This window comes from Microbulbifer hainanensis, assembly GCF_014904735.1.
GTDB classification, from domain to species: domain Bacteria; phylum Pseudomonadota; class Gammaproteobacteria; order Pseudomonadales; family Cellvibrionaceae; genus Microbulbifer; species Microbulbifer hainanensis.
Window position 1 is genome coordinate 40,653 of record NZ_JACZCR010000039.1, and the last position, 17,301, is coordinate 57,953.

Here is a 17,301-nt window from a genome sequence, read left to right on the forward strand (position 1 = left end):
GACGGTGCGCGGTTCCCTCTCCCGGGCCTGGAAGAGGGGTCCGGAAGAGGGGCCTGGGAGAGAAGGGGGCGGTGGAGCTGTTAATCCAGCAGCTGGCTCTGGTAGCTGTCCAGCTGCGCCGGATCCACTACCGGCCATAAATCCTTGTCCCATTTAAGGTCGAGGATCTTCAGTTTCTGCAGTCCGTTGTCCGCGTGTTCGTAAGCGTGCAGGACGAGGTAATCCTTACCGTCAAAAGTGTAGACGCCGTTGTGGCCGAGACCGGGCCAGCGCTTGTTGCCGGCGATCAGCGGGGTGCCGCCGCCATTGGCGAGATCCTTGCCGGATTTGTCAAGATAGGGGCCGGTCACTTTTTTCGCGCGACCGACCGCGAGCCGGTAGGTGCTGTCGTCGCCGCGACAGCAGAGGCCGCGGGAGATAAACAGGTAGTAGTAACCGTTTTTCTTGAAGATGAACGGGCCTTCCAGTTCCGCGGGACCGGGCTTGTCGTCCGGGGTAAACGGCGGGCGTTCGGCGCGGGCGATGGTGTGCCACTCTTGCGGCACCGCAAGCTTTGTCCAGCTGTCGTCCAGCTTGACCAGCTTCAGGCCACCCCAGAAGGAGCCGAAGCTCATCCAGGCGGTGCTCTGGTCGTCCAGTACGATATTGGGATCGATCGCGTTCCAGTTGTCCCGGTTCGGCACCGACTCTACGACGATGCCCTGGTCACGCCACTGGTAGTCCGGTGATTGCGGATCCAGGGTGTCATTGATGGTGACGCCAATGGCCGAGGTATTTTTACCGAAGGCGGAGACCGAATAATAGAGATAGTAGCGGCCATCGCGCTCGATCACGTCCGGCGCCCACAGGTGGCCATTGAATTCCGGGGCGACGTTTTTTGCCCAGGTCGGCTCGGTGGCGAAGGCGCGGCCGGCGCGGTGCCAGTGCAGGCGATCTTTTGAGCGGTAGATGGTGATACCGGGCCCGGTGCTGAACAGGTAGTAGTCCTTGCCTTCGCGGGCCATGACCGGGTCGTGGATGCTGACTTGTGGCACTTTCGCGCCGGCATCGGCCTGGGTGCAGGCGCTGAGTAACAGCGTGAACAAAATGCTCGCGCGGGTCAGGGGGGAGGCGAAGCGGGACATAGGCTCTCTCTTCTTATATCGCTGCATTGCTGCCGATGCTGTTATTGATTTCGGTGGGCGAGTTTAATTCACGCCGGGTTGCATCGGGACGACCGGCCCCGGAGTATTCCGGGGTTGAGGCTCTATTAGTATTATAATAATATCGTTTCGAATGCAGCAACCAATGCTGCCAAGCAATAAAAGAATAACTGCAGCGATGACGAATTTCCGCTCAAGGCCACGGATGCACACCATCCGCTACCTGCTCGGTGCCTGCCTGCTCTGGCTGGGGGCGACCAGTGTGGTGGCCGCCGAATATCACAATCCGCTGGTGCCGCAACGGGCCGATCCCTGGGTGCTCCGCTGGGATGGCTATTACTACTTTATTGCCACGGTACCGGAATACGACCGTATCGAACTGCGCCGTTCCACCACCATCAATGGCCTGGCCAGTGCGCCGGCGGACGTCATCTGGAGCAAACACGCCAGCGGGCCCATGAGCCGCAATATCTGGGCGCCGGAGCTGCACCGGATCGACGGTGCCTGGTATATCTATTTCGCTGCCGGCGAAGCCGGCGACCCTTTCCATCTCCGCATGTACGTCCTGCGCAATACTGCCGACAACCCCTTAGACGGCCAGTGGGAGGAGTTGGGGCGTATCGCGACGCCACTGGATACTTTCTCGCTGGATGCGACCACCTTTTTTCACAACGGCAAGCAATACCTGCTGTGGGCGCAGTCCGATGCCGGAGGCACCTACAACTCGGCGCTGCTGATGGCGGAGATGAAACCCCCTACGCAAATCCGTAAGCCGGTAGTGATGCTGAGCAAGCCGGAGCTGGATTGGGAAACCATTGGCTTCAAGGTCAATGAAGGGCCTGCGGTACTCGAGAGGAACGGCCGCATCTTTGTCACTTACTCAGCCAGCGCCACCGACAGCCACTATGCCATGGGGCTGCTGTGGGCCGACGCCGATGCGGATCTGATGGATCCGAAAACGTGGCATAAGTCACCCAAACCGGTTTTTTACACCAATCCCGCGGTGGAGCGGTTCGGCCCGGGACACAACAGTTTTACCCTGGCCGAAGATGGTGTCACCGATCTGATGGTGTACCACGCGCGGGATTACCGGGATATCGAGGGCAACCCGCTGCGCGACCCCAACCGCGCTACCCGGGTGCGCGTGCTGCACTGGGATAAAAACGGAATGCCGGATTTTCGCCAGGGTGAAGGGGACTGACCGCGGCCGCTTGAGAGCGCGGTACCCTTTGTTGGCGAGCAGTTGGTTTCAGAAAAATAGATAAATAAGTAAAAGGTTTTGTTGCGATGAAGACAGTGAGAAAAAGCGCGCTGGCCGTCCTGGCAATGTCCGCGATGTTGCCGCTACTGGCCCAGGCGTCCAATCCGGCAATTACCGACACACTCACCGCTGATCCGGCGGCGCTGGTCGATGGCGATACGGTATACCTCTACACCGGGCACGACGAAGCCAAGGACAACAAAGATTTCTACAGAATGAACAAGTGGCTGGTGTTTTCCTCCCAGGACATGGTGCACTGGAAAAACGAGGGTTCCCCGCTAGCGGTCAAGGATTTCAAGTGGGCCAAGAGTGATGCCTGGGCCGGTCATGTGGTAAAGAAAAACGGCAAGTACTACTGGTATGTCACTGTTCGTCACCGGGATATCAATGGTTTTGCCATCGGCGTGGCGGTATCCGACAGCCCCACCGGTCCGTTCAAGGATGCCCTGGGCAAGGCCCTCATCAGCAATGATATGACCACGGATACCGAGATCGACTGGGACGACCTGGATCCGGCAGTGTTTATCGATGAAGACGGCCAGGCCTACCTGTTCTGGGGAAACACCAAGCCGCGCTACGCGAAGCTGAAAGACAATATGGTTGAACTGGATGGCCCCATCCATAGTCTCGACCTGCCGAATTTCACCGAAGCCATCTATGTGCACAAGCACGGCGATTACTACTACCTGACATATTCCATGGGCTTCCCGGAAAAAACTGCCTATGCGATGAGTAAATCCATCGACGGGCCCTGGGAGTACAAGGGAATCCTCAACGAGCTGGCGGGTAACTCGAATACCAATCACCAGTCGATCATCGAATTCAAAGACCGCTCCTTTTTCATTTATCACAACGGCGGCACGCCGCAGGGGGGTAGCTTCCGGCGCTCCGTGTGCATCGATGACCTGCACTACAACCCGGACGGCACTATCCAGCGGATAGTGATGACTTCCGAAGGCGTGGATCCGGTGCAGTCGGGTGTGTCTAGGGAAACCGCAGCCAATTGATATGGTCGGGGGCCGCTGCCGTTAGCGCGGACTTCCGCCTTTTTGAACAGATAGGAATGCAGGTAAGTAGCAGATGAAACCTTTTTCCAAAAGATTCAAGCCGGGCCAAATGCTCGCCGCGTTGGCACTGGCGGCACTGGCGGGATGCCAGCCGCCAGCGGACAGTAGTAAAAATTCCGATAAAGCGGCCGCAGACAATCAGGTTCAAGTACCGTCCACAGCGGCGGCGGTCGAAGGCAAAGTCCCTCACGGGATGTTTACCAACCCGTTGTTCAGCAACGGTGCCGATCCGTGGCTTGAGTTTTACGACGGTAACTATTACCTGACCACGACCACCTGGACGTCGCAGCTTGTCATGCGCAAGTCGCCGACACTGGATGGGCTGGCCACGGCGGCGCCGGTTAACGTCTGGTCGGCGACGGATCCGGAGCGTTGCTGCAATTTCTGGGCGTTTGAATTTCACCACCTGAATGGTCCGAATGGCCTGCGCTGGTACCTGATGTATACCTCCGGCCAGCACGGCACCCTGGATCACCAGCATTTGTCTGTGCTGGAGAGCGCCGGTGACGATCCTATGGGGCCCTATGTCTACAAGGGCTCACCGATGCCCGACAGTTGGAATATCGATGGTTCCTATCTGGAGCACAACGGCCAGCTGTATCTGCTCTGGTCGGAATGGGTAGGCGATGAACAGCTCAACTGGATTTCGAAAATGTCCAACCCCTGGACCATTGAGGGCCCGCGGGTAGTACTGACTCGGCCGGAAGCCAAGTGGGAGCAAAGCGGACGCAAGGTTAACGAGGGGCCGGAAATTCTGGAAAAAGATGGCCGTACGTTCCTGATCTACTCCGCCAGCTTCTGCGATACGCCGGACTACAAACTGGCGATGAAAGAATTGACCGGCGACGATCCGATGAACCCGGACGACTGGACCAAGACCCCGGAGCCGGTCTTCCAGCGCGGTAACGGCGTTTTCGGGCCCGGCCACAACGGTTTCTTTACCTCGCCCGACGGCAGCGAAGACTGGATTGTCTACCACGGCAATTCGAAAGAGACCGATGGCTGCAGCGCGACCCGCTCTGTGCGCGCACAGAAATTTACCTGGAACGCGGACGGCACACCGAACTTCGGAGAGCCGGTGCCTGAAGGTCAGCCACAGAAACTGCCATCGGGTGAAAACGGCCCGCTGATGACTGAAGTGCAGGGCGCCCACTGGCAACTGGTCAACAGCGCTGGCCAGTGCCTGGCCGGTTCGACCCTGGGCAACTGTGACGACAGCAGCGCCCAGTGGGTACTCGACAACACCGCGGACGGTGCCTATCGCCTGGCACACGTGGAGACCGGAGAATTTCTCGGCGCAGAAAACGAGCTGGCGCCCTGGACCAATACCCAGGCGCAGCGCTGGCAGGTACAGCAGGACGAGAAGACCGGCTGGGTAGCCCTGCTGAACAAGCAGACCGGCCAACCGCTGAGTAGTGAAAACTGCAGCGGCGATGCCTGCGGCCAGTGGCGCCTGCAACCGGCAGCGGCCGTGGCTATTGCCAGTGTGCAGAGCGGACGGGGAGTGCAGGGTTGTGGCGCCGCCGGAATCAGCCTGGGTGCCTGGCGCGGCGACAGCTGCCAGCGCTGGCAATTCAGCGGTGCGGAAGAGGGGTTCCTGCAACTGCGCACTGATGGCCAGTGCATGACGATCGCACAGGGCGCAATCGTTCCCGGTGCCGCGGCCACGCTCGGCAGCTGTGATTCTCCCAGCAGCCAGTGGCGACTGCAGCCGCTGAGCGACGGCAGCCTGAAAATCGTCAATCGCGAAAGCCAGTTGAACCTGGATCTGGCGCACTGTGGGCTCGCCGAGGGTACCGGCATTGCCCAGGCGCCCTGGGAAGGCAATGACTGCCAGAAATTCCAGGTTCGCGAAGTGCCCGCCACCTGACCCCAGCCCGTGAGATCCTTGACTACAGGATTACTCTCACGGGGATTGTCGGCCATCCGCCGAAAACGTTTTGTAGTAGCACGCTTGTTTATCGGGCTTGGGTGGATGCATCTCTGATGTAGTCCACCCTTTTTTATATCTGGGGTTTGCGTCCGGAAAAATTCGGATTTCAAGCTGGACACCGGACTGGTCAATCACACAACGGTATCCGGTTTTTATTGGAAAAATAAAAGAGGAGGGGGGAACCAAACAACAATTGAGGCGTGAGTGCCTGCAGTTTCAGTCAATGGATAATAAAGAGAGAAAACCATGCGGATACGTGTAAACAAATGGATCGCGGCAGTGGCGTGCTGCCTGTCACTACCGGCGATAGCCGACGATAGCGTCACCAGGATCGATATCGACAGTACTCATCCCGGGGCTACGATCAATCGCGATATTTACGGTCAGTTTGCCGAGCACCTGGGGCGCGGAATCTACGGCGGTATCTGGGTCGGCAAGGACTCCAAGATCGAAAATGTCCGCGGATTCCGCACCGATGTTGTCGAGGCGTTGAAAGCCATTCACGTTCCACTGGTGCGCTGGCCCGGTGGCTGTTTTGCCGACGAGTATCACTGGCGAGATGGTATCGGCCCGCGAGAGCAGCGCCCAGTGCGCGTCAATACGCACTGGGGCGGCGTGGCCGAGGACAATGCCTTCGGCACCCACGAATTTTTCGATCTGGTGGAGTTGCTGGGTGCCGATGCCTATATCAATGGAAACCTGGGTACCGGCACGCCGCGGGAAATGGCCGAATGGCTGGAATACATGACCGGTGACAGCAAGTCATCCGTGGTGGAGGAGCGCCGCAAGAACGGCCGCGACAAGCCCTGGAAGGTCGCCTATTTCGGTGTTGGGAACGAGGCCTGGGGCTGCGGTGGCAATATGCGGCCGGGCTACTATGCCGACCTCTACCGGCACTTTTCCACCTTCCTGAAAACACCACCCGGCGCGCGTCCCAAAATGGTTGCCAGTGGCGGTACCGGTGACGATACGCGCTGGACCGACGTACTGAGTGACCAGATCAAGCAGAACATGGACGGCATCAGCTTCCATTTCTACACGCTGCCCACCGGCGAGTGGGGTGACAAAGGGGCGTCGACAGGGTTCGGGGAAGAGCAGTGGATCTCTACGCTGTGGCAAACCCTGCGTATGGACGAGTTCATCCGCAGCAATGAAAAGGTGTTGGACAGGAACGATCCGGAGAAAAAACTCGGCTTCTACGTCGACGAATGGGGCACCTGGTACAACCCGGAACCTGGCCGGGAGCCCGGCTTCCTGTACCAGCAGAATACGCTGCGGGATGCAGTGGTGGCTGCGCTCAATTTCAATATCTTCCAGCGCCACGCGGATCGAGTGCGGATGACCAACATCGCGCAGATGGTGAATGTACTGCAGGCGATGATCCTGACTGACAAGGAAAAAATGGTCCTGACACCGACTTACTATGTCTACGACCTGTACCAGGTCTTCCAGGATGCGGCTTCTCTGCCGTTAGAGCTGGAAAACGCCCACAGCTACCAGCTGGGTAAAACCAGCGTGCCGGGCATCAGTGCCTCAGCGGCGCGGGGAAAAGACGGCCACCTGTATCTCTCGCTGGTGAACCTGAACCCGCGGGAAGCGCGACAGGTTGCCGTGAACGTAAAGGGAGCGGAAATTACGGCTGCGACCGGGCAGATACTGACCGCCACCGCCATGGATGCGCGCAATACCTTCGACAAACCGCAGGCCGTGAAACCGATTCGCTATACCGCCAGTGCGGATAACGGAACCCTGAATCTCGATATTCCGGCAAAGTCGGTACTGGTTGTCAGCCTTAGGTGAATACAGCCATCCTGAATGCGCGCTCACGGGAGCGCGCTGCAAAGGCGGTGGGTCATTCGTGGCATAAAAGTCATCTTAAATGTGTAATGCAAAGAAATTCAGCATTCGCTTTTCTCGGTCCCGCTCTGTGATACCATCGATAAGTATTGAGCACTGCATGGATGCCTGGCTCGAATCAAAAACAAAAACGCTGAATCAGGTTTTTAGGGATGAAACTGGCCCGCTTACTCTTTGGAGTACTGGTCTTCTGGTTCGCCGGAAGTGCCTCTGCGGCCGTGCTGGAAGTGGTGCCCGGCCAGCCAATCACGTCACTGACCTCCCATTTGTCCCTGCTGGAGGACAACGGGGGCGAGCTGACTTTCTCGCAGATCCAGTCTCCCGAGCACGCTGACCAGCTGCGGCCCTGGACGCAACCTTCGGCCAACTTCGGCTACAGCCGCTCTGCATACTGGGTGGCGTTTACGCTGCGCAACCCCTCAGACCGTTCCCTCGCGTTGCTCATCAAGCAAGACTACCCGCTTATCGATTACCTGGATTTCTGGGAGCAGGGCGATGGTGGCAACTGGCAACACATCGCTACCGGCGACCGGCGCCCCTTCGCCTCCCGCCCACTTGCTCTGCGGGATTTCATCTTTCCACTGACGCTGCCCCCGCACAGTCAGCGTACCTATTACCTGCGCTTTGCCAGCCAGGGAGCGATAAACATCGGTCTGTCAGTCAGCAGCGAAAGTGCCTACCTGCCGCATCTGGAAATGGAGCAGCTGCTGTTGGGTATCTATTACGGCGGCTTTTTGGTCCTGGTGATTTATAACCTGTTCCTGTTCTTGGCCGTACGCGACCGTGCCTATATTTTCTATATGGGCTACGTGCTCAGCTATGGGCTTTATTTCGGCGCACTGAATGGCGTTTCCTTCCAGCTGGTATTGCCCCGGCAGCCCTGGATTGCCAATGAATTCCTGGTGGTGCTACTCGGTGTCACTTTGATATTTGGCATCCAGTTCGGTCGCGAGATCTGTGCCGGCAGGCAACTGGCACCGCGCACGGACAAGTTCGCACGCCTGTTGCTGTTCACGATGATTCCCCTGACCTTCGCCGCCCCATTTTTCAGCTATCGGCTGATGATAACGACCTTCACGATTTTTGCCCTGATGAGCTGCGTGGTATTAATGGTGATGGGAGCGATCAGCCTGATGCGTGGTTCAATTTCTGCGCGCTATTTTATGGTGGGCTGGATCACGCTTCTCAGTAGCGTCATTGTCTACGTCTTCAAGACATTTGGTTTACTGCCGCATAACGGCTTTACCCACAATGCCTTTCAGGTGGCGGCACTGATCGAGATGGTGTTGTTGTCACTTGCACTGGGTGCGCGGGTCAACGAGATCCGTAAACGGGGTTACACCGACGAGTTGTCGCTCCTGTATAACCGCCGTTTCTTCGATGAACAATTTCCCCGGGAATTTCATTTCGCCAGTCGCTCCGGTACTGCGCTGTCACTGCTGATGCTGGACCTGGATCACTTCAAAGCGATCAATGACCGCTTCGGTCACCGCCGCGGCGATCTTGCCATTCGTACAATCGGCCAACTGATCGGCAAGTACTCGCGCAAGCCGGTGCTAGCCTGCCGTTACGGTGGTGAGGAGTTTGCGATACTACTGCCACGTACCAGCACTAGTGAAGCCACAGTAGTCGCCGAACGGCTGGTAAAAAAGGTCGCCGAATTGGATATCAACGGTAGCTCACTGACGATCAGTATCGGTGTGGCCAGTTTCGAGCAGGATAATTTCGACGCACCGGTCCAGTTGTTGGAAGCGGCAGACAGGGCTCTGTATTGTGCCAAGCAGGACGGGCGCAACCGCGTATTCGTCCGTTCGAATCCTCCCCTGAGATCGGCCCGGATTGAGGGTCTGGTGGGCGTGCATAGCCCGGTGGAATGATTTCGAAACTATTGCTTTGAATATGTCGTAGCATCATAGCCTGCAGTGTTAAACGGCCAAACCCATGTCCGCAATTGGGGAATGCCCCAGCCGCTGAGTAGACTTACAGTCAGTAGTTTGCAACAGAGGGTATGACGCTATGCGCTATGCCATTGCAGTGCTGTTCAGCTTGGCGGCCGCATTCGCGTTCGCCCAGGATCGGGTGAGGTCCCTGCCCAGCGGCGCCTCACAAATTCTTATAGGTGGCCAAACCTATTACTACTGGGTGGGTTCCTTCTACCGGCCAAGCGGAAGGGGATTTGTGCGCGTGGATTCTCCACTGGGCGCGCGAGTGCCTAATGTTCCCGGTAGCAGCGGTACCTTCACCATGGGCGGTGAGCGCTACTATGTCACTAATAGAGGCACCTTCTTCGTTTACGAGCCCGACGGCGACGACTTCACGGTCGTAACTCCGCCCTACGGCTGGCGCGATTACTATACAGCGCCGCAGAGACTGTCCTCGCTTTCACCCCCGATTCGGGTTCCGGCTCCGACTCCAGCACCGCCGCCTCCGGAAATACGCCAGGTCTACCCGCTCCCCGCGCCGGGGAACCGCGGCGGCTACTATGGACGCTACCGCACTGATTACTACGAAGGTTATTACGGTCGCTACCGTTACCGAGACGATATTTCTGGCGAAAGTTACCGCGAGCTCCGTTCCACCTGCCGCCGTATCGCCACGGATCAATCGCGCCGTGCCAAGGTCGGTCCCTACCGCCGTGAGCCGGGCAGCTACCGGGATGAGTACGCGCGCTGCATGCGCTATTACTAGCAGCCCGTCTCGGGCGGTGCAGTTGAACGAGTCGAGTTGTTGATGCGGTGAGAGATGGGGAAGTGACAACTACTGTGTGAGACCCGGGCACAGATAGGTGCCCGGGCCTTTGAGTTTAGTCCGTTGATTTTGACAATTTAGGGCGCAGTGCCGAGCAGTTCTTCCTCATAGAGTGCGACAATGTCGTCGGCAGAAATGGCTTCACCGTAAATCTTTAATTCATCCACCATTCCCTGGTACGGGGTATCCCAGTAATTGACCCCCAGCGCAAAGTGCGTCGAGGCCACCGGTGAAAATACATCGGGGAAATTGCTGCCGCTGAATTTCAGCTGGCCATTGATGTAGACCTTCGCCTCGCCATTGCTGACGGCTACCGCCAGCTGACTCCAGGTATCGATCGCTATCTGCACGTTGGTGTGGCCGTCATACCAACCGGTGCCCAGGTCGCTGCCGGACCACAGCATGGTGTCCGCACCGAAGCCGTTCGGCAATACGCTGATCCAGCTGTCGCTGGTAGCCCAGCCGAAAAAGCTCGTGGTATAGGCGTTCAGCGCGGATGGGTTCAGCCACAGGGTGAAGCTGTAGTTATTGTTGCTGATCAGATTGTCGGGCAGGCGTACGCCACTGCTGCCATTCAACACCAATGCTTTACCCACGACTCCGTCGGTATAGCTTACTGCGCCGCCACTCTGGTCGATGGTGGCACCTACGACGGTACCGGTAGCGAAGTGTCCGCTACTGTCCCCGAGGTTGTCTTCGAAGCCGAATGCAGCGATGGCGTCCGGCGGGCCCTGGTGTTTGACGGTCACCGGGAAAGTCTTCGTGACCTGTTCACCGTCCAGAGACAGGGTCGCCGTCAGGGTGACACTGGCATCGCTGCCGTCGGGCTGGGTAACCTCGCCCGTTTCGCCGTGGACATTGATGATCGCCGGATGCGAAGACGTCCAGCTGATCGCACTGGCGTAGGCGCCGCTCGCAGGCAGGAGCAGGTCTTCCCGCACGGCACTGAGATCGCCGAGATCCAGCAGGTCGGCCGCAGACGCGAGCAGTTCAGCATTGGACTTGGGGGTTATGTCCAGGTTCTGAATCTCTTCGGCGGAGAGGGCGCTGTCGTAAACCTTCAGCTCATCGATCATGCCCTGGAAGGGCGTATCCCAGTAATTCACACCTAGGGCAAAACGGCCTTCTTTGCCGCTGAAGAAATCGCTCAGCGTGCCACCGGAAAACTTCTGTACACCGTTGAGGTAGACACTGACCTGTCCCTGTTTGACGGAAAATGCCATATGCGTCCAGGTATCGGCGGGGATCAGTTCGCCGGCGCTGCCGTCGAACCACTGTTCGCTGCCGCTCCAGAGCATCGTATTGCCGTCCCACGCCTGTGGCTGGAAGCTGATCCAGCGGCTGGAGTAGGGGATTCCCCCGGCATCGACCTGTTCATCCACTGCCGCGAAAAAGGCCGGCGTATAGGCGGTCAGGGCGGCGGGATCGGCCCAGAAGGAAACCGTGTATTCGTTGTTGTCGATCAGGGCTGGCGGCAAAAGAACGCCGTTGCTGCCGTCCAGGGCCAGCGCCTGGCCGTCGTGACCTGCAGTGAATGCGATACTGCCGGCGTTCCAGAGTCGATCGCCGGTGGGAGTTCCCGGCGCAAAGCGGTGCAGGGATTCGCTGAGGTCATCGTCAAAGGCGAAATAGGCTGAGCGGTTATAGGGCAGCCGCTGGGGCACCAGTACCGTATAGGACTGGCTCAGTTGCTGACCGTCCAGCGCAATGGTAGCGATCAGGGTGGTGCTGGCATCGCCATCGCCGACATTGGGACGGGTGACATGACCATCGGTATTGATTACCAGGTCATTGCTGCTGCTCCAGCTGATATCCGCCGCGCGGGTACCGCGCTCCGGCAGCGTTAGCGCGCCGCCCTTGGCGACATCAGGCAACTGCAGGTCGGCAGCGATGTCGGAGAGAACCTGGCTGCTCGTGCGCAGAGCCATGCGCACACCCCAGATAGATTCGCCCTGGCCGGAGAGTGCGGTGAATACTGGTACCAGCTCGCGCGCCCCCTCGTTCCACTGCCACTGCATGATCCCGCGGTAGCTATTGCTGGCACCGTCGATGTTCAGGGTCAGATCGATACGACTGGGATCGTCCGCGAACAATTGGTAATGGCCGGTGACCTCGCCGGAGACAGCCCCGTTGTCGCCGAGCGTGATATACAGGGTTGGCTTGGCGGTGCGGTTGATATCCTTGCCGTGGTTGATGAACTTGTAATCGCCGAGCAGGTCGCCGGCGTCCACGATATTGTCGCCTTCTATGGGCGCGTAGCGCTCCGGCGACACCACCGGCCAGTCGTCCGCATTAATAAACATCTCGTGCACACGGACTGCGTGTTCCTCGCCCCGGTTGGGGAATCGCGTATGGGCAACCAGCAAGTACCTGCCGGTATCCGGGTCGTAATAGGCAGAATTGTGTCCGGGTGACAGGTAGCCGCGACTCGGCACCGGATCGCCGGGATCGGAATCCAGCTCAAACCCGCCCATCAGCTTCACCCCGTAGGGGGCGATGCTTTCCAGGCTGCCGCGGACATTGGCCATATCGTTGCCCTCGGCATCCAGGAAGGGTCCGTCGGGATTGCGGGAGCGGGCCACCCGGATGTTGTAGCCATCGGTGGAGACAAAGCCGCCGAACGACATGAACAGGTAGTAGTAGTCCGTATCGGGGCTGTAGAGCATATAGCTGCCCTCGATCGCGCTGTGGCTGCCGCCGGCCACATGGGTGCCGTAACCCTGGCCGGGCTTGGGCATGCCGGTGGCTTCGTCCATTGCCAGCACGAAGATACCGCCGGAATAGGAGCCGTAGGTCATCCACAAGTTGCCGTCCTTACCGTAGAAGACGTTGGGGTCGATGGCATTGGGATCGATAGTAGCGTCGTAATGATCAAGGCCATCCGGACCGTAACCCTCGGCGATTTCCTCGTCAGTCATGTCTGAGCGCAGGAAGATACCGAGATCCGTATAGGGCCCTTCGATATTGTCGGAGACCGCTACGCCGAGGTAGGAGCGGGGCGCGTCGCACTCTCCGGTAGCCGGATTGGTGCAGTGGTCGTAGTAGAAGTAATAGCGGCCGTCGTTCAGTCGAATGACGTCGGGAGCCCAGGAACCTTCATAACCGCCGACCCAGTCGATGCCCTCAGACACCTCACTGGCATAAGTATTGAACAGCGGGTTGGCGTCGTTCACGCCTTCGGCCACGCGGACCCAGGTCATCAAATCGGTGGATTTGGCCGCGGACAGGTGGGAACCGAACACGTAAAAGGTGCCGTCTTCATCCCGGACAATGGAGGGATCGTGGACGGCCATGTCGTTGTAGTGGATGGCACTGGCGTCGGCGGTAGGATCCGGCTGTGTGGTGTCGCCATTTTCTCCCTGGCTGTCACCGTCCTGGTCGCCCTGTTGGTCATCGTTTGCGCTAGCGCTGTCGTCGGTGAGTGTCGAGGTGTCCACTGCGGGTGGACTGTCGCTACCCGAGTCCTTGCAGCCATAGAGTGGCAGGCTCCAGCTCAATATCAGCGCTAAGTAGCTGATTATTCTGAGTATTTGCATCGATATTTTCCCTCATCGTGGTCGTTATTTTTGTGTTTTTCCACTCCCCGCCGCGCTTCCAACCACGCGTCCGTCGACATTCACCACTGCCGCCAGCGCCCTGGGCGGCGCGAGAGGACAGCCATCTTGCCAATTAGAATATAGTAATACAATAATGTTATTGACCTTCGGAGTATAAGAATGGCGCACGAAATTCCGCTGAATTCCCCTTAACGGAACCGGACAGGGCGGGATTTGCGAGGTTTTGGCGGGCTGTGGTGTGAATCGAGGCGCCTGGAGGCGTGTGATTGTATGGCGCGAAAATCGCCCTGAATACTACCGAGAATGATCATAAAGTATAACAAAAGCGCCTTTTTGGCGTTGACTAGACGATTTTTGCTGGCTAGTATCCCTTAATCATAATACAAATGTGGTTGTGATTGTCCCAATCCTCCGCCGAATAGGCGAGCCAGGGCCGATACAAGACCCGTAAAAAGAGAAGCGCGTGTCGACCTTGGTCGAAATACGCGCCAAAATAAGAAAGAGAGAGGACCAGGCGATGAGAGAGCCGCGATTATTCCGCGTCTACGCTGCTGCTGTGCCCGCGATGACCGCGCCGGCCGGCACTCCGCAATATTCCTCCCGAGCCGCCAGTCAGGCTGCCGGCACCTTCCCCGATACCGATAAGGACTTCGCGCTCAGAGAGCGCCAATGTGGTCTGAACAGCCATCACACTCTTCCGCCCAGAGCAGGGATTCGATCTGCACGTGACGGAAGTTGTGTTGGCGGAATTACGCGCTGATTTCAGCGTGGGTTTCGTGGGGCCTGGTGTTGTTTGGTCGGGCTCTGAATTTTCGGCAACACAATAAATAATAAAACCCAGATGGGAGATATTTATGTTCAAGCAGCGTTTACTCTGTTCATCCATTGCGATGGTGGGCGCCCTTGGCGGTATGCAGGCTATCGCACAAACAGACAGCAACAGCTCCGGTGCCATCGAAGAAGTTGAAGTGACCGGCATTCGCGCGAGCCTGGAAAAAGCGATCGACATCAAGCAGCAGAAAATGCAGATCGTCGACTCTATCGTTGCCGAAGATATCGGCAAGTTCCCCGACAACAACGTCGTTGAAGCCCTGCAGCGGGTCTCCGGTGTGCAGGTGACCGACCGCGGTACTGGTGAAGTTAATACCGTTTCCATCCGCGGCCTGACCGACGTGACCACTACCGTCAACGGCCGCCAGATTTTCACTGCCTCCGGTCGCTCGGTGGCGCTGGCCGATGTGCCGGCGAGTCTGTTGAAGAGCGTGGACGTTTACAAAACCCGCTCGGCAAACCAGCTCGAAAGCGGCATCGCCGGACAGATCGATATTCACACCCAGCGCCCGTTCGATTTCGACGGCAGCAAGGTGGTCCTTGCGGCGCGTGGTATCAACCAGGAGCAGGCGGATTCCACCGATCCCAACCTGAGTGGCCTGTTCAGTAACCGCTGGCAGACCAGCGCCGGTGATTTTGGTGCACTGGTAAACTTTTCTTATGCGGAGACCAACTACCGCGACCAGAGCATCACCCCCGGTGCCGTGGTGCCCTTCGTGACTGGCGATGCGCCGGACGGTTGGGTGCCCTATGAGCGTATTTTCCCCACCGATGGCCGCGTGAGTGAAGATCCGGTCTGGCAACCAGGTCTGGAATCCGGTCTGCCCTATGGTGCCGGTTCCACGCTGCAGATGAACGGCCAGGACGTTAACTATGTACTGGGCCGCGACGCCATCTTTGCCAGCGATTTCACTGGTAAGCGCGAGCGCCCGGCCGCAAATATCTCGCTGCAGTTTGCCCCTAACGACTCTTCCGAATATCTGTTTGAAGCCTTCTACAATGGCTACCGCAACGAATCGTTCAACTCGCTGATGTTCTCCTTCGTTGACTGGTGGGGCGATGCATCCGGCCTGCCGCGCGGTGGCGATGTGGAACTGTACCCTGGCACCAATGTGGTCAAGGCCCGCGATGTGGACCACCCCTATGGTTTCAACAGTGGCGACCTGACCGAGAGCCAGACCGATAGCTACGTCTATGCGCTGGGTGGTAAATGGGATATCAGCGACAGCTTCAGGCTGGAATCCGAAATCGTCTACCAGAACAGTAAGTACGAAACCAACTTTATCGCCATGCGCACCGACCGCGTCGCTTACGGCCTGGGTGTGGACTTCAACAGCGGCGACGGCATGCCGGATCTGGAGTTCTATGACGACCCCGCCACGCCCAACGTGGATGAGAGTGATCTGACTGATGCTTCCCAGTGGAATGTTGCCCAGCTGTATGACAACGGCGGCAGTAGTGAGGGCGATGCGCTAACTTACACGTTAGACGGCGAGCTGGATGTGAATTTCGGCTGGGTCAACAAACTGGACTTTGGCCTCAGTTACGATGCGCGCGGCGCTTCGGAAGCGACTCGCGGCCAAGACGCCTATCTGGGCCGGCCACTCAGTGAGCTGCCTGATGGACTGCAGTACACCAGCCGTGGCTTCTTTGACGGGCGCACCGATATTCCCACTGAGTGGGTAGTCGCCAACGGGTATTACCTGAGCGACCACATCGGTGAATTCCGCTCGATGTACGGCCTGCAGGCGCAACCGCTGGAAAAAACCTTCGAAATCGATGAGGCCACTACCTCGCTGTACCTGCAGGGCGACTTTGATACGGAAATCGCCGGCAAGACCCTGGATGGTGAATTTGGCCTGCGTTACGTGTCAGCTGACACTGATATGACCTTTTACGATATCGATGTGGATGCGGGCCAGCCGGGACACAAAAGTTCAGCAACCGCCAGCAACTCCAAGCTGCTACCGAGCTTCGTGACCCGCTATCACCTGACCGACGATCTGATGGCGCGCTTCGCCTATACTGAGACGCTGCGCCGCCCGAATTTCAGTCAGCTGAACTCCTTTATTTACTACTACGAAGACGTGACCAATATTGGTTACGGTACGGCCTCCGGTGGCAACCCGGACCTGAAACCGGTGGAGTCGCAGAATCTCGACCTGTCCCTGGAATGGTACTTCTCCGATACCAGCGCGATTTACGGCACCCTGTTCCGCCGCAATATTGACGGCTTCGTTTACGATTCCGTGCGCCGGGTGACTTACCAGGGGCCGGATGACACTGCGCCTTATCCGTATATTCTGTCCCAGCCGGACAACAGTTCCGACGGCGTGCTGAAGGGCTTTGAACTGGGTGCGGTTTACTTCCCGGACAATCTGCCGGCGTGGCTCGACGGCTTCGGCGTTCAGGCCAGCTATACCGCGCTGGACTCCTCGCAGAAGATTCCGCTATACGACGAGCTGGGTAACAAAACCGGTATGAAGGAAACACCGATGTTCGGTGTGTCGGATTCCTCTTACAGCGTGGTGCTGGCCTACGACAAGGGACCGGCGGATATGCGTCTGTCCTATGTATGGCGCGATGACTTCCTCAACAATTATGAGGCACGCCTGTTCGCCAACCCACTGGGTGTATACCGCAAGGCAGAAACCAGTATGGATTTCCAGGCCAGTTACGACGTGACGGACAACCTGCTGGTTACCTTCGATGCGACCAATCTGCTCGACGGGGAATACCAGAGCTACTACGAAAACCCAAGTGTCTATAACTTCGGCTCTTCCATTTACAGTCGTACCTTTGCGCTGGGCGCGCGCTACTCCTTCTAACAGGACTCATCATCGCGTCTCACATTCAGGCAGCCCTCGGGCTGCCTTTTTTTATTGCCCGTTGCAAGTCGGTGCGG

10 protein-coding genes are annotated in these 17,301 nt (G+C 58.0%); 7 read left to right on the forward strand and 3 right to left on the reverse strand.

The features are described from left to right. Positions 1-80 precede the first annotated feature (80 nt). A complete protein-coding gene (locus IG168_RS15150; RefSeq protein ID WP_193165260.1) occupies positions 81-1,124 on the reverse strand; it encodes an arabinan endo-1,5-alpha-L-arabinosidase in 1,044 nt (347 codons plus the stop codon). 196 nt (positions 1,125-1,320) lie between these two features. On the opposite strand from IG168_RS15150, the gene IG168_RS15155 reads away from it, so the two are divergent. From IG168_RS15155 to IG168_RS15180, 6 genes are all read left to right on the forward strand, one after another. Further along, positions 1,321-2,343, forward strand: a complete 1,023-nt coding sequence (locus tag IG168_RS15155) for a glycoside hydrolase family 43 protein (RefSeq protein WP_193165261.1) — start codon at positions 1,321-1,323, stop codon at positions 2,341-2,343. Positions 2,344-2,429: 86 nt separating this feature from the next. Then, positions 2,430-3,410, forward strand: coding sequence for a glycoside hydrolase family 43 protein (locus IG168_RS15160; RefSeq protein ID WP_193165262.1), 981 nt, complete (start codon positions 2,430-2,432; stop codon positions 3,408-3,410). A gap of 73 nt (positions 3,411-3,483) precedes the next feature. Continuing rightward, complete coding sequence (locus IG168_RS15165; protein WP_226877018.1) at positions 3,484-5,340, forward strand: family 43 glycosylhydrolase; 1,857 nt, start codon at positions 3,484-3,486, stop codon at positions 5,338-5,340. A 309-nt stretch (positions 5,341-5,649) separates the two neighbouring features. Next, positions 5,650-7,203 (forward strand): alpha-N-arabinofuranosidase, encoded by a 1,554-nt coding sequence (locus IG168_RS15170; RefSeq protein ID WP_193165263.1) that lies wholly within the window; start codon positions 5,650-5,652, stop codon positions 7,201-7,203. Between the two features lie 209 nt (positions 7,204-7,412). Then, positions 7,413-9,137, forward strand: coding sequence for a diguanylate cyclase (locus IG168_RS15175; protein ID WP_193165264.1), 1,725 nt, complete (start codon positions 7,413-7,415; stop codon positions 9,135-9,137). Positions 9,138-9,276: 139 nt separating this feature from the next. Next, complete coding sequence (locus tag IG168_RS15180; RefSeq protein WP_193165265.1) at positions 9,277-9,948, forward strand: DUF6515 family protein; 672 nt, start codon at positions 9,277-9,279, stop codon at positions 9,946-9,948. A 137-nt stretch (positions 9,949-10,085) separates the two neighbouring features. Here IG168_RS15180 and IG168_RS15185 read toward each other — a convergent pair whose 3' ends face one another. Together IG168_RS15185 and IG168_RS15190 are read right to left on the reverse strand one after the other, a co-directional pair. Beyond that, positions 10,086-13,544 carry a LamG-like jellyroll fold domain-containing protein gene (locus IG168_RS15185; RefSeq protein ID WP_193165266.1) on the reverse strand — a complete coding sequence of 1,153 codons (3,459 nt, stop codon included), beginning with the start codon at positions 13,542-13,544 and terminating at the stop codon, positions 10,086-10,088. A 553-nt stretch (positions 13,545-14,097) separates the two neighbouring features. Further along, positions 14,098-14,253: a hypothetical protein gene (locus tag IG168_RS15190; RefSeq protein WP_193165267.1), complete on the reverse strand. Its 156-nt coding sequence runs from the start codon at positions 14,251-14,253 to the stop codon at positions 14,098-14,100. Between the two features lie 166 nt (positions 14,254-14,419). On the opposite strand from IG168_RS15190, the gene IG168_RS15195 reads away from it, so the two are divergent. Then, positions 14,420-17,224 (forward strand): TonB-dependent receptor, encoded by a 2,805-nt coding sequence (locus IG168_RS15195; protein WP_193165268.1) that lies wholly within the window; start codon positions 14,420-14,422, stop codon positions 17,222-17,224. Positions 17,225-17,301 lie beyond the last annotated feature (77 nt).